This window comes from Blastococcus sp. CT_GayMR20, from assembly GCF_004570345.1.
On record NZ_SPQM01000047.1, the window covers coordinates 1 to 13347 of the forward strand.

Consider the following 13347-nt stretch of genomic DNA (forward strand, 5'->3'; position numbering starts at 1 on the left):
CCTGCTGGCCCGCGCGCGGGCGCTGCCGCAGCCGCGGGACCTGCGGGTGCGGGCCGCCGGGCTCCGCGGCGCCATCGCCTCCCGCACCGGCTCGGTCGAATCGGCGCGCGACGAGCTGATGACCGCCGCGGCCGACGCCGCGGGAACCGATCCCGACACCGCGGTGCTGCTGCTGGCCGACGCGATCCTCGCGTGCTTCTTCCTCGCCGACACCGCCACGGTGGCCGACGCCGGTGCCCGCATCGACGGGCTGGTGCCCCGGGTGACCGGTGAGCCGGCCCGGCGGATGGGCGCCGTGGCCGCCGGCGTGGCCGGTGTCCTGACCGGGCGCGGCGGCCCCGAGCGGATCCGGCTCGCCCTCCGGCCGCTGGAGTCCGGCGGACCCCTGCTGCGGGACCCGCGGCTCGCGCCGTGGCTCGTGCTCGGGGTGCTGTTCCTGCGCGAGCGGGGCACCGGACGGGCGATCGTGCCGGCCGTCGTGGACGATCTCCGCCGGCGCAGCGATCTCGGCGGACTGCCGTTCCTGCTCTTCCTCGTCGCGCGGGACCGGGCCACCGGCGACCGCTGGGACGTCGCCGAGGCCGACTACACCGAGGGCGTGCAGCTGGGCCGGGAGACGGGCTCGACGTCGGAGCTCGCGGCCTGTTTGGCCGGTCTGGCCTGGCTGCAGGCGCGGCAGGGCCGCGCGGACGCCTGCCGGGCGAACGCAGCCGAGGTGCTGGAGGTCAGTGGCCCCCGGCACCTCGCGCTGTTCCAGGTGTGGGCGCTGTCGGCGCTCGGCAATCTCGAGCTCGGGCTCGGGCGACCGGAGGCGGCGCTCGCGCACCTGGAGCGCCTGGACGCCCTGCTCACCGACCTCGCGCTCGTCGACGTCGACCTCTCCCCAGTTCCCGAGCTCGCCGAGGCGCTGGTCCACCTGGGGCGGGCCGAGGACGCCCGCAGGCCGGCGGCACGGTACGCCGCCCGGGCCACCGAGAAGGGGCAACCCTGGGCGATGGCCCGGGCCGCCCGCACCGTCGCGCTCACCTGCGCCGACGCCGACATCGACCGCGAGTTCGGCCGGGCGCTGGACCACCACGGCGAGGCGCTGGACCCCTTCGAGCGGGCCCGCACCCAGCTCGCCTACGGCGCGCGGCTGCGGCGTGCCCGTCGCAGGGTCGACGCCCGGGAACAGCTGCGCGCCGCGCTCACCGCCTTCGACACCCTCGGCGCGGCGCCCTGGGCGGACCGGGCGGCTGCCGAGCTGCGCGCGACCGGCGAGACCGCGCAGCGCCGGCAGGCCGGCCCGGCGGGCGACCTGACCCCGCAGGAGCTGCAGATCGCCACCATGCTCGCCCGCGGCCGGACGACGCGGGAGGCCGCCGCGGCGCTCTTCCTCAGCCCGAAGACGGTCGAGTACCACCTGCGGCACGTCTACCTGAAGCTCGGGGTGTCCTCCCGCGCCGAGCTCGCCGGCCGCCTCGCCGTCCCGGGCTGAGCTCCCTCAGCGGTCGTCCTCCGCCAGGTACTCGTGCACGAGCTGGATCGCGGTCGCGCCCTCGCCGGCGGCCGCGGCCACGCGCTTGACCGACCGGTGCCGGACGTCGCCGGCCGCGAAGACCCCGGGGAGGCTCGTCTCCAGGAGCAGGGGCGGACGGCGCAACGGCCAGTCGCCGGGCGGTGCGCCGTCATGCAGCAGGTCCCGGCCGGTGAGGACGAACCCGCGGTCGTCGCGGGCGACGGAGCCGGCCAGCCAGTCCGTCTTCGGCTCGGCGCCGATGAGGACGAACAGGGCGGTCGCCGGGACGTCGCGGCGGTGGCTGCTCGCCCGGTCCAGCAGGGTCAGCGAGCTCAGTCCGCCGCCCCCTGTCCCGTCGACGACCTCGGTGCCCACCAGCACGCCGATGTTCGGCGTCTCCGCGATCACCGTGACGAGGTAGTCCGACATCGTCGCGTCGAGGCCGGCGCCGCGCACGACCATCGTGACCGACCGGGCGTAGCGGGCCAGGTGGAGGGCGGCCTGCCCGGCCGAGTTGCCCGCACCGATCACGAAGACGTCCTGGCCGGCCAGCGCCCGGGCCTCCGAGCCGGCCGCGCCGTAGAACACGCCGCGACCCACGAGGGCCTCCAGGGCGGGCACCCCGAGCCGGCGCCAGGTGACGCCGCAGGCGATGACCACGGCGCGGGCCTCCACCTCGGTGCCGTCCGACGTCCGCACCAGTCGCCGGTCACCCGTGGCGGAGATCCTGGTGACCGGCTGGGTGAGGACGAAGTCGGCGCCGAACAGCCAGGCCTGCTCGACGGCCCGGACGGCGAGCTCGTCCCCGCTGATCCCGCGCTGGAACCCGAGGTAGTTGCGGATCAGGGAGCTGGTCCCCGCCTGTCCGCCGGGGATCTCCGGCTCCAGCACCAGGGTGTCCAGCCCCTCGGAGGAGGCGTACACCGCTGCCGCCAGCCCGGCCGGCCCCGCACCGACGATCACCACGTCGCACCTGGCCGCGGTCGGCCGGGTCTTCATCCCGAGCAGCGCGACCAGGTCGGCGTCCGTGGGCTCCTCCAGGACGGCACCCCCGAAGTGGACGATGACGGGCAGCCGCGAACCGTCGCAGCCCGCCTCGACCAGGAGCCGGCGCCCCTCGTCGCTCGAGGGGTCGTAGAACCAGAACGGGATGGCTGCGCGGCTCAGCTTGTCGCGGATGTCGTGGGACCGGGCCGCGCGCTGGAAGCCGACGATCCGCAGCGGCACCACCGAGGCCTCCCGGGTGGTGTCCCAGGCCGCCAGGAAGTCGCTGATCGCGGGATAGAGGATCCGCTCGATCGGCACCCACGGGACGTAGAGGTGGTAGTCCACCTGTCCCAGGGCCATCGCGGCGACCACCGGGTGCACCGAGGACCAGTTGCCGCGGTGCACGAGGAGGACCCGCTTCACGGCAGGATGCCGCGCCCGCCCGTGCGCGAAGATCTCCATCGCCCGCGTCTCGCCGACCCGTTCGTCGACGAGGAGCAGCGCCAGGTCCGGCCCGTCGCCGCCCTGCCAGGCGTCGGCGCCGTGGCCCCGCACGTCGTAGTCGCGGCCGAACCGTCGGTCCAGGTCCGCGACCAGGCCGGCCAGCAGGTCCGGATCGTCGGACACCACCAGGAAGCCCGGGCGCGGCTCTTGGCCCGCCGTCCCGGGATCCGGTTCCACGCGCCGAGGCTAGTGAAGGACGGCGGCTGGGAGGGCCGGCTCGGCCGCGCCGGATGCGGTCGTGAACTAGCTTCCGGTCATGGCGATCGACCCGCGGGGCGCGGACCTGAAGCGGTACCTCCAGGAGGATCCCGGCGGCCCGGTGGTGATGCTGAACCTGCTGCGCTTCGCCGACGGCGGCCGGGAGCTGTACGCGCAGTACGCCGAGGCGCTGTCGACGACCTTCCTGCCCCGCTACGGCGGCGAGGTGCTCTACGCCGGCGACGGCTCGACCTCCCTCGTCGCCGAGTCGGGGCAGGCCTGGGACGCCGTCCTGCTGGTCCGCTACCCCTCGCGCGAGGCGTTCAGCCGGATGGTCGCCGACCCCGAGTACCAGCAGGTCACCGAGCTGCGGACCCGGGCGCTGACCGAGGCAGTGCTCCAGGCGACCACCGCCTGGTGACCGACCGCCTTCCCAGGACTGCCCGGAGCACCGTGGGACGCACCGTCGGAGGAGTTGGAGCTGCGTGAAGATCGCACTGTTCGCCACCTGCCTGGTGGACACGATCGTGCCGCAGGTCGCCCGCGCCACCGCCGTGCTGCTGGAGCGGCTGGGGCACGAGGTCGTCGTCCCCCCGGATCAGAGCTGCTGCGGGCAGATGCACGTGAACACCGGCTACCGGCGCGAGGCGGTGCCCATCGTCGCCAACCACGTCCGCGCGTTCGCGGGGGCGGAGGCGGTCGTGGCGCCGTCCGGATCGTGCGTCGCGTCGATCCACCACCAGCAGGCCGCCGTCGCCCGACGGGCCGGTGAGCCCGCGCTGGCCGACGAGGCCGCCGCGCTCGCGGAGCGGACGTACGAGCTGTCGCAGTTCCTGGTCGACGTCCTCGGGGTGACCGACGTCGGCGCGCACTACCCCCACCGCGTGACCTACCACCCGACCTGCCACTCCCTGCGGATGCTGCGCGTCGGCGACCGCCCGCTGCGGCTGCTCCGTGCGGTTCGGGGGCTGGACCTCGTCGAACTGCCCGCAGCCGACCAGTGCTGCGGCTTCGGCGGCACGTTCGCGGTCAAGAACGCCGAGACGTCGACGGCGATGCTCACCGACAAGATGGCCAACGTCCTGGCGACGCACGCCGAGGTGTGCACCGCCGGTGACGCGTCGTGCCTGATGCACATCGGCGGCGGGCTGTCGCGGCTGCGCTCGGGCACCAGGACGGTGCACCTCGCCGAGATCCTGGCGTCGACCGAGGACGCCGTCCACCCGCAGCAGTCGACCCGACCGGCGGTGTCCGCGTGACCGCCGTCTTCCTCGGCATCCCGACGGCGGCGACAGGCGTCGGGCACCTGCGCGGCGACCGCTCCTTCCCCGACGCCGCGCGCGACTCGCTGCGCGACGGCCAGCTGCGGGCCAACCTGGGGCACGCGACGGCGACCATCCGCGGCAAGCGGGCCGGTGTCGTCGGCGAGGTGGCCGACTGGGCGGAGCTCCGCGAGGCCGGCCGGGCCATCAAGGCCGCCACCATGGCCCGGCTGGACGAGCACCTCATCGTGCTGGAGGAACAGGTCACCGCCCGCGGCGGCACTGTGCACTGGGCCCGCGACGCCGACGAGGCCAACGCCATCGTCACCCGGCTGGTGCAGGCCACCGGGGCCGACGAGGCGGTCAAGGTCAAGTCGATGGCCACCCAGGAGATCGGCCTGAACGAGGCGCTCGAGGCGGCCGGCATCGCGGCCCACGAGACCGACCTGGCCGAGCTCATCGTCCAGCTGGGGAAGGACAAGCCGTCGCACATCCTGGTGCCGGCGATCCACAAGAACCGCGCCGAGATCCGCGAGATCTTCCTGCGCACCATGCCGCAGTTCCAGGGGCCCGGCGTCGACCCGGGCCTCACCGACGACCCGCGTCAGCTGGCGATGGCCGCCCGGGCGCACCTGCGGGAGCGGTTCCTGCGCGCCCGGGTCGCGATCAGCGGCGCGAACTTCGCCGTCGCCGAGACCGGCACCCTCTCCGTCGTCGAGAGCGAGGGCAACGGCCGGATGTGCCTGACCCTCCCGCAGACGCTGATCACCGTGATGGGCATCGAGAAGGTGGTGCCGACCTGGCGCGACCTCGAGGTGTTCCTGCAGCTGCTCCCCCGCTCCTCGACCGGCGAGCGGATGAACCCCTACACCTCGCTGTGGGCGGGGGTCACCCCCGGCGACGGGCCGCAGGAGTTCCACCTGGTGCTGCTCGACAACGGACGGACGGCGGTGCTGGCCGACGAGGCGGGCCGCGAGGCGCTGCACTGCATCCGCTGCTCCGCGTGCCTCAACGTCTGCCCGGTCTACGAGCGCGCCGGCGGGCACGCCTACGGGTCGGTCTACCCCGGCCCGATCGGCGCCGTTCTGTCACCGCAGCTGACCGGCAGTGCCGGCGACAAGCACGACCCCAACGCCTCGCTTCCCTACGCCTCGTCGCTGTGCGGTGCGTGCTACGACGTCTGCCCCGTGGCGATCGACATCCCGTCGATCCTCGTGCACCTGCGCGCAGAGCACGTCGAGGCGCAGACCAGGACCACCCCCGAGGCCCTCGCGTTCCGGGCGCTGTCGAAGGCCATGTCGAGCCCGCGGCTCTGGCGGCTCGCGCAGCGAGCCGCCGGACTCGGCCGGCTCCTCGCCCGCGGGAAGCCGACGCTGCCCGCCGCCCTCCCGCCGCCGGCGTCGAAGTGGACCCGCACGCGGGACCTGCCCACCCCGCCGAGGGAGACCTTCACGCAGGCGTGGGCCCGGGAGCACGGCTCGTGAGCGCGCGCGAGGAGATCCTCGGCCGGATCAGGACGGCACTCGGACCCGACCGCGCGGCACCGGCGGGGATCCGGCGCGACTACCGCCTCACCGACGACCGCGACGCCACGGTGCTGCTGGACGTGCTGGTCGACCGCCTCGAGGACTACCAGGCGACCGTTGTGCGCTGCGCGCCGTCCGACGTCGCCGCCTCGGTGGCCGAGGCCCTGCGGACGGCGCTCGGCGAGCACGACCCGGCCCGCGTGGTCGTCGCACCCGGCGTCCCGGCGGACTGGCGGCCCGACGGCGCGGTGCAGGACGACGGCCGGCCGGCGGTCGCCCTGGCCGACCACCTGGCATCGGTCACCGGCGTCTGCGTGGCGATCGCCGAGACCGGCACGCTGGTGCTCGACGGCAGCCCGCTCAGCGGCCGGCGGGCCCTGTCGCTGCTGCCCGACTGCCTGGTCTGCGTGGTGGAGCCGGCCCAGGTGGTGGGCGGCGTCCCCGAGGGGCTGGCCAGGCTCGACCCGCTCGCTCCGCTGACGATGATCAGCGGCCCGTCGGCGACCAGCGACATCGAGCTGCAGCGCGTCGAGGGCGTGCACGGCCCGCGCACGCTGCTGGTGGTCCTGGCCGGCTGAGCGGGCCGGGCGTGCCACGGCCCCGGCGCGGGGGTTCTACGACCACGCCAGGGCCGGATGGGGCCGCAGTTCCCCGGATCCCCCGCCGCTAATCGGGAGCGGCGGATCTGGAACGAGAAAGTTTGGCGGGCGGAGCGCAACCCTGGGATCTCCCCCGGGGCTCCGCCCGACGACATCATGTGCGGAGCCCAGCCGTCTCGCAAGAGATCGTCTAGAACGTCTTCGCGGCGCTTCCGCTGTCGCGGGATCGACACGCCGTGCAGCGTCCGCAAACTTGCAGTGTCTGCAATTCTTGTCCAGAATGGCCGTCGTGACCACGGGCCTCCGCGAGCGCAAGAAGCTCGCCACGCGGAGGGCCCTGCACGAGGCGGCGCTCCGGCTCGTCGCCGAACGCGGACTCGACGCCGTGTCCGTCGACGACATCGCCGATCGCGCCAACGTCTCGCCCCGCACCTTCTTCAACTACTTCTCCGGCAAGGACGACGCCGTCCTCGGCCTCGATCCGGACACCTCTCCGCGGCAGGTGGCTGCGTTCCTGGCCCGCCCCCGCGACGAGACGCCGGTCCAGGCCCTGCGGGCCGTGGCGCGCGCGCAGGCGGCGGAGATGGCCACGGACACCGAGCTGTGGCCGCTGCGGCTGAAGGTCATCGACTCCCACCCGGCGCTGCTCGCGCGGCTCGCCGCCGTCTTCGGCGAGGGCGAGCGGGTGCTCGCCGCGGCCGTCGCCGAACGCACCGGCACCCGAGCCGGCGCCGACGCCTATCCGACGCTGCTGGCCGGCGTGGCGGGCGTGGCCATGCGCACCGCCCTGCACCGCTGGTTCGCCGGCGACTTCACCGCCGCTCTGCCCGACCTCCTCGACGAGGCGTGGGACCTGCTGAGCGCCGGCCTCCCGGCACCACCCCGCTGACCCCCGCGGACACCGCAGTCCGCTCCCTGATCCATCGGGCGCCCCCGGGCCGCCCGACCGGTGCCGCGCCCGCGGCGCCGTCCTTCCCCCGAGGAGTGCAGTTGCTCGCCCCCACTCCGGAGACCGCGGACACCGCCGCGGCTCCGATCGTCCTCACCCGGCGCCGGATCAACCTGATCTTCAGCGCGCTCCTGGCCGGCATGCTGATGGCCGCCCTGGACCAGACGATCGTCTCGACGGCCATGCCGACCATCGTCGGCGACCTCGGCGGCGTCTCGCACATGGCCTGGATGACCACCGCGTACCTGCTCGCCACCACCCTCGTCATGCCGATCTACGGCAAGTTCGGCGACCTGTGGGGACGCCGGAACCTTTTCCTCGTCGCCATCGGCCTGTTCACCGTCGCCAGCATCGGGGCGGCGCTGGCGCCGGACTTCGGGTGGCTCGTGGCCTGGCGCGGCGTGCAGGGCCTCGGCGGTGGCGGGCTGATGATCCTGTCGCAGGCGATCATCGCCGACATCGTCCCCGCCCGGGAGCGGGCCAGGTACATGGGACCGATCGGCGCGCTCTTCGGCCTGTCCGCCATCGTCGGCCCGCTCGTCGGCGGCTTCTTCACCGATCACGACGCCCTGGGCTGGGAGTGGTCGTTCTGGATCAACGTGCCCGTCGGGGTCGCGGTCCTCGCCATCGGCTGGTTCGCGCTGAGCCTGCCGCGCAAGCGCAGCAGCACGCCGATCGACGTCGCCGGCATCCTCACGCTCTCGGTCACCACGACGTCCCTGGTGCTGTTCACCGACTTCGGCGGCCGGGACGGCTGGGGCTCCTGGCAGGCGCTGTCGCTGCTGGCGGTCCTCGTGGTCTCGGCGGCGGCCTTCGTCGCGGTGGAACTGGGGGCGGCCGAGCCGATCATCCCGATGACGCTCTTCCGCAACCCGACCTTCGTCGTCGCCACCGCGCTGGGCATGGCGGTCGCACTGGGGATGTTCTCGGCGATCGCCTTCATGCCCACGTTCCTGCAGATGAGCTCCGGGCTCTCGGCGGCCAACTCGGGCCTGCTCATGCTGCCCATGACCGCCGGCATCATCGTCACGATCCAGGGCTCGGCCGGCTTCATCGCGAGGACCGGCCGGTACAAGGTCTTCACCATCGCCGGGGCCGCCGTGATCATGGCCGCGATGGTCTGGATGACGACGCTGTCCGGTGCGACCTCGCTCTGGACCATCGGCGCGATGTTCTTCGTGCTCGGCGCCGGGCTCGGCCTGATCATGCAGAACGTCGTCCTCGCCGCGCAGAACGCCGTCCCTGCCACTCAGGTCGGCACGGCCACCTCGACGAACAACTACTTCCGCGAGGTGGGCGCCACCCTCGGGGTGGCGGTCTTCGGCACGCTGTTCACCAGCCGGCTGGCCGAGAACCTCGGCTCGGCGCTGGCCGCGAACGCGGAGGACGCCGTCGCGGCCGGGATCACCTCACCGGACACCCTGGTGCCCGCGGCGGTGAAGGGGGCCGGCGAGCCGCTGCGGACGGCGATCGTCGACGCCTACGCCACGAGCCTCGCGCCGGTGTTCTGGTACGTCGTGCCGATCCTCGCCCTCGCGCTGCTGCTCGCGCTGTTCCTCCGTGAGCTGCCGCTGTCGGAGCACGCCGGCATGGTCGCCCGCGGCGAGGCCGTCAACTCCGAGGAGGAGCTGGCCGCGCTGTCCAGGCCGGTTCCGGTCGACGAGGTGGTCATCGTCGAGGGTCGGGACGACGACGCCCGCGAGGCACCCGTCCGCGTGTAGCTGCGCACCGTCGAACCACGGGGGCCCGGGATCCCACGATCCCGGGCCTCGCTGGTTCATGGCCGCAGGAATGCCTTGATGGCCCGCCGCTCGTCCATCGCGCGGTACCCCTCGGCCACCTCGTCCAGCGGCAGGTCGAGGTCGAACACCCGGCCGGGGTCGATCTCGCCGCGCAGCGTCGCGTCGATCAGGTCGGGCAGGAACCGGCGGACCGGCGCCGGTCCCCCGTGCAGCCGCACCATGGTCGAGAACAGCCGGCCACCGGGAATGCTGACGCCGTGCGGGACGCCGACGAAGCCGACGCCGCCGCCCGCGCGAGTGGACCTGATCGCCTGGGTCATCGCCTCGTCGGTGCCGACGCACTCGAGGACGGCGTCCGCGCCGATCCCGTCGGTCAGGTCCCGGATCCGCGCGACTGCGTCGTCCCCGCGCTCGGGCACGATGTCGGTGGCCCCGAACTCGGTGGCCAGCTTTTGCCGGGGCTCGTGGCGGCTCATCGCGATGATCCGCTCGGCACCCATCTGGCGGGCCGACAGCACGCCCAGCAGACCGACGGCGCCGTCCCCGACGACGGCCACGGTCATCCCCTGCTGCACGCCCGCGGCCACGGCGGCGAACCAGCCGGTGCCCATCACGTCGGAGAGCGTGAGCAGGCTCGGGAGGAGTTCGGCGTCGGGGTGGTCGGCCGTGGCGACGAGCGTGCCGTCGGCGTGCGGTACGCGGAGCAGCTCGGCCTGCGCGCCGGTCATCCCTACCCGGTGCGCGCACGCGCTCTGGTACCCCGACCGGCACTGCGGGCAGGTGTTGTCCGAGGCGATGAACGAGCCGATGACGAACTGGCCGGGGCGCACCGAGGTGACGTCGGAGCCGACCTCCTCGACGACGCCGCAGTACTCGTGGCCGATCGGCGTCGGCTCGGGGACCTCGTTGATGCCGCGGTAGGGCCACAGGTCCGAACCGCAGACGCAGGTGGCCGACATCCGGATGATCGCGTCGGTCGGCTCGACGATCGACGGATCGGGCAGCTGCTCGATCCGGACGTCGCCAGGGGCGTGCAGGACGGCTCCGCGCACGGTGCGGGTTCCTCTCCAAGCGTTCCATGACCGGGGCACCGGCCACCACGACCCGGTTCGGGGTCGGCCCCGTGGGTGTATCCCGGAGGCGCCCTGCTGTACCGCGCTCGGCCCGAACCGTCCTCGCCGCGGACGGCTCAGCGCGGAAGTGCTGCCTCCACCGCACGGACGAAGCTGGCGACGGCCTCGGGTGCCTGCGGCAGGAACAGGCTGGGTTCGGTCAGCTCCAGCTCGAGCAGCACCGGGCGGCCGTCGTCGTCGTGCACGAGGTCGATCCGGGCGTAGAGCGGTGGCGCCGCTCCCGGTACGAACGAGCCGATCGCCTGGAACACCGCGTCGGCGAGCGTCCGCTGGGCCGTCGTCGGGTCGGCGGGGCTGAGGTCGCCACGGCTGTCGCGGTCGTGGCGGACGCCCTCCCCGCGCGCGAGCAGCGGCGCCTTGCGGACGGCGTGGGAGAAGCGGCCCCCGATGTACAGCATCGCCGTCTCGCCCTCGGCGTCCACGCTGACGAGGTACGGCTGGACCATCGCGGTGCGCCCGGTGGCCATCAGCTGCGCCGCGTGCGCGAGCGCATCGGCGGGGTCCGCCCAGCGCGCGGTGTCGCGCGACCCGGCGGAGATCGACGGCTTCACCACCCACTCCCCTGCGGCCGGCAGGTCCTCCGCGCGCGTCGGGTTCCACACGGTCGCCACCACCGGCAACCCGGCCCGCTCGACGTCCCGCAGGTAGACCTTGTCGGTGTTCCAGCGCAGGACACGGACGTCGTTGCGCAGCCTCGGCACGGACGTCGCCCACGCCAGGAACTCCTCGAGCCGCCACGTGTAGTCCCAGCAGGAACGGACGACCACCAGCGCGTACGCCGTCCAGTCGACGCCGTCGTCGTCCCACCGCGGGGTGTCGACGTCGAAGCCGGCGAGCCGCAGAGCGGCCGACGCCGGCGGCAGGTCGGGGTCGATGCGCAGCCCCCGCTCGGAGCTGGCGAGCGCTATCCGTCGAGTACCGATGTGGGTGAGTATGCGGGCATGAGTGAGATGTTCAGCCCCGGCACCGGCGCGGCGATCGCGCGGTCCCGCCAGCACTCGGTCGGCGACCTGCCGCACCGCACGGCCCGCCGGTATCCGGACAAGCTCGCGGTCGTGGCCGGCGACCGGCGCGTCACCTTCGCCGAGCTCGACGTGGCGGTGAACCGTGCGGCGCACGCCCTGGCCGACCGGGGGGTGGCGAAGGGCGACCGGCTGGCGCTGCTGTCGCACAACTCGTGGCAGTACGCCGTGCTCGCGTTCGCCACGGCCAAGCTCGGCGTCGTGCTGGTGCCGGTCAACTTCATGCTGGGGCCCGACGAGATCGCCTACATCCTGCGGCACTCGGGGGCGAGCGGGATGGTCGCCGAGGACGCCCTGGCCGGGACGGCGGACAAGGCGCTCGCCGCTGCGGGCGTCGAGGGCGGGGTGCGCGGCTGGATCCCGCTCTCGGGCGCGGCCCCCGACAGCGGCTGGGAGGACGTCGACGCCTGGTGGTCCGACGGCCCCGCCGAGGCGCCCGACGTCGCGGTCGGGGACGACGACCCGCTGCGGCTGATGTACACGTCGGGCACCGAGTCGCGGCCCAAGGGCGTGATGCTGTCGAGCCGGTCCCTGATCAGCCAGTACGTCAGCTGTGTGATCGACGGCGGCATGAGCGCGGAGGACGTCGAGCTGCACTCGCTGCCGATGTACCACTGCGCGCAGCTGGACTGCTTCTTCTCCGTCGACGTCTACCTCGGCGCGACGAGCATCATCCTGCCCGGGCCGGATCCGGCCGCGCTGCTGACGACGATCGCCCGGGAACGGGTGACCAAGCTGTTCTGCCCTCCGACGGTGTGGATCTCCCTGCTGCGGCACCCCGACTTCGACACCACCGACCTGTCCAGCCTGCGCAAGGGCTACTACGGCGCATCGGCGATGCCGGTCGAGGTGCTCCGCGAGCTGCAGAGCCGGCTGCCCGACGTCCGGCTCTGGAACTTCTACGGGCAGACCGAGATGGCGCCATTGGCGACGATCCTGCGTCCGCAGGAGCAGCTGGAGCGGGCCGGTTCCGCGGGCCGGGCGGCGCTGAACGTCGAGACCATGCTGGTCGACGACGGAGGCAACCCGGTGCCCCCTGGCACGGTGGGCGAGATCGTGCACCGCAGCCCGCACGCGGCGCTGGGCTACTACGAGGACGAGGAGAAGACGGCCGAGGCGTTCGCGGGCGGCTGGTTCCACTCCGGCGACCTGGGCGTCATGACGGAGGACGGCTACCTCTCCGTCGTCGACCGCAAGAAGGACATGATCAAGACCGGCGGCGAGAACGTGGCCAGCCGGGAGATCGAGGAGGCGATCTACTCCCTCGACGGCGTCGCCGAGGTCGCGGTGTTCGGCATCAGCCACCCGCACTGGATCGAGGCCGTCACCGCGGTCGTCGTCCCCAAGCCCGGCACGACGCTCACCGCCGAGGACGTCGACGCGCACGCGCGGGAGAAGCTGGCGAGCTACAAGCGGCCGAAGTACGTCGTCCTCGCCGACTCCCTGCCGAAGAACCCCAGCGGCAAGATCCTCAAGCGCGACCTCCGGCAGCAGCACGCCGACCTGGCAAGCCGGTCGTGAGCGACGAGGAGAACGTGCGCGCTGCGGAGGACCTGCGATACGAGGCGCTGCTCGGCCCCGATCTGCCCACGCTCGAGCGGCTGTTCCACGACCGGCTGAGCTACGCCCACTCCAGCGGCGTCCGGGACACCCGGGACGAGTACCTGGCGAAGATCCGCGACGGCTACTACGACTACGAACGGATCGACCACCCGGTGGAGCGGGTCGACCTCCTCGGCGACACCGCCGTCGTCGTGGGCCGGATGACGGCCGACCTGAAGGTCCAGGGGACGGCGAAGGCGCTCGACGTCCTGGCGCTGGCGGTGTGGACGCGGACCGCCGGCGGCTGGCAGCTGATCGCCTACGCGTCCACTCCCCTGCCCCGCGGCTGAGCGGACACGCGGCTGGAGCGGTGTTCAGCAAGCCC

General features: G+C 73.6%; 12 protein-coding genes. 9 read left to right on the plus strand and 3 right to left on the minus strand.

The window, feature by feature from the left end; all coding sequences use genetic code 11:
* Window positions 1-1477, plus strand: a 1477-nt coding sequence (locus tag E4P40_RS12680) for a helix-turn-helix transcriptional regulator (RefSeq protein ID WP_135158945.1), incomplete at its 5' end; no start/stop codon positions are given.
* 6 nt (window positions 1478-1483) lie between these two features.
* On the opposite strand, the gene E4P40_RS12685 is transcribed toward E4P40_RS12680, so the two are convergent.
* Window positions 1484-3166, minus strand: coding sequence for an FAD-dependent oxidoreductase (locus E4P40_RS12685; protein WP_135158946.1), 1683 nt, complete (start codon window positions 3164-3166; stop codon window positions 1484-1486).
* Window positions 3167-3245: 79 nt separating this feature from the next.
* On the opposite strand from E4P40_RS12685, the gene E4P40_RS12690 reads away from it, so the two are divergent.
* The 6 genes from E4P40_RS12690 (at window position 3246) to E4P40_RS12715 (ending at window position 9244) form a co-directional block, all read left to right on the plus strand.
* Complete coding sequence (locus tag E4P40_RS12690; RefSeq protein ID WP_135158947.1) at window positions 3246-3608, plus strand: DUF1330 domain-containing protein; 363 nt, start codon at window positions 3246-3248, stop codon at window positions 3606-3608.
* 64 nt (window positions 3609-3672) lie between these two features.
* Complete coding sequence (locus E4P40_RS12695) at window positions 3673-4446, plus strand: (Fe-S)-binding protein (RefSeq protein WP_135158948.1); 774 nt, start codon at window positions 3673-3675, stop codon at window positions 4444-4446.
* Window positions 4443-5933 carry a LutB/LldF family L-lactate oxidation iron-sulfur protein gene (locus tag E4P40_RS12700; RefSeq protein WP_135158949.1) on the plus strand — a complete coding sequence of 497 codons (1491 nt, stop codon included), beginning with the start codon at window positions 4443-4445 and terminating at the stop codon, window positions 5931-5933. The genes E4P40_RS12695 and E4P40_RS12700 overlap by 4 nt, the downstream gene beginning before the upstream one ends.
* The gene (locus E4P40_RS12705; protein WP_135158950.1) at window positions 5930-6553 is read left to right on the plus strand and encodes an LUD domain-containing protein; all 624 of its coding nucleotides are present in this window, start codon (window positions 5930-5932) and stop codon (window positions 6551-6553) included. Before E4P40_RS12700 ends, E4P40_RS12705 begins: the two co-directional genes overlap by 4 nt.
* A gap of 310 nt (window positions 6554-6863) precedes the next feature.
* Entirely contained in the window at window positions 6864-7463 is a 600-nt protein-coding gene (locus tag E4P40_RS12710) for a TetR family transcriptional regulator (protein WP_167762216.1), read from the plus strand.
* A 101-nt stretch (window positions 7464-7564) separates the two neighbouring features.
* Window positions 7565-9244, plus strand: a complete 1680-nt coding sequence (locus E4P40_RS12715; protein ID WP_135158952.1) for an MDR family MFS transporter — start codon at window positions 7565-7567, stop codon at window positions 9242-9244.
* A gap of 56 nt (window positions 9245-9300) precedes the next feature.
* Here E4P40_RS12715 and E4P40_RS12720 read toward each other — a convergent pair whose 3' ends face one another.
* Together E4P40_RS12720 and E4P40_RS12725 are read right to left on the minus strand one after the other, a co-directional pair.
* Window positions 9301-10317: a zinc-dependent alcohol dehydrogenase family protein gene (locus E4P40_RS12720; RefSeq protein WP_135158953.1), complete on the minus strand. Its 1017-nt coding sequence runs from the start codon at window positions 10315-10317 to the stop codon at window positions 9301-9303.
* Between the two features lie 137 nt (window positions 10318-10454).
* The gene (locus tag E4P40_RS12725; RefSeq protein WP_245160303.1) at window positions 10455-11396 is read right to left on the minus strand and encodes a hypothetical protein; all 942 of its coding nucleotides are present in this window, start codon (window positions 11394-11396) and stop codon (window positions 10455-10457) included.
* Between E4P40_RS12725 and E4P40_RS12730 the strand changes: the two genes are divergently transcribed.
* Both E4P40_RS12730 and E4P40_RS12735 read left to right on the plus strand, forming a co-directional pair.
* Window positions 11340-12941, plus strand: coding sequence for an acyl-CoA synthetase (locus tag E4P40_RS12730; RefSeq protein WP_135158954.1), 1602 nt, complete (start codon window positions 11340-11342; stop codon window positions 12939-12941). The genes E4P40_RS12725 and E4P40_RS12730 overlap by 57 nt on opposite strands.
* A complete protein-coding gene (locus E4P40_RS12735) occupies window positions 12938-13312 on the plus strand; it encodes a nuclear transport factor 2 family protein (protein WP_135158955.1) in 375 nt (124 codons plus the stop codon). The genes E4P40_RS12730 and E4P40_RS12735 overlap by 4 nt, the downstream gene beginning before the upstream one ends.
* Window positions 13313-13347 lie beyond the last annotated feature (35 nt).

What these genes read in the sequence shown, in the direction of transcription:
- E4P40_RS12690 (WP_135158947.1), top strand. Translation starts at nt 3,246, where the DNA reads ATGGCGATCGACCCGCGGGGCGCGGACCTGAAGCGGTACCTCCAGGAG.
- E4P40_RS12730 (WP_135158954.1), top strand. Translation starts at nt 11,340, where the DNA reads ATGAGTGAGATGTTCAGCCCCGGCACCGGCGCGGCGATCGCGCGGTCC.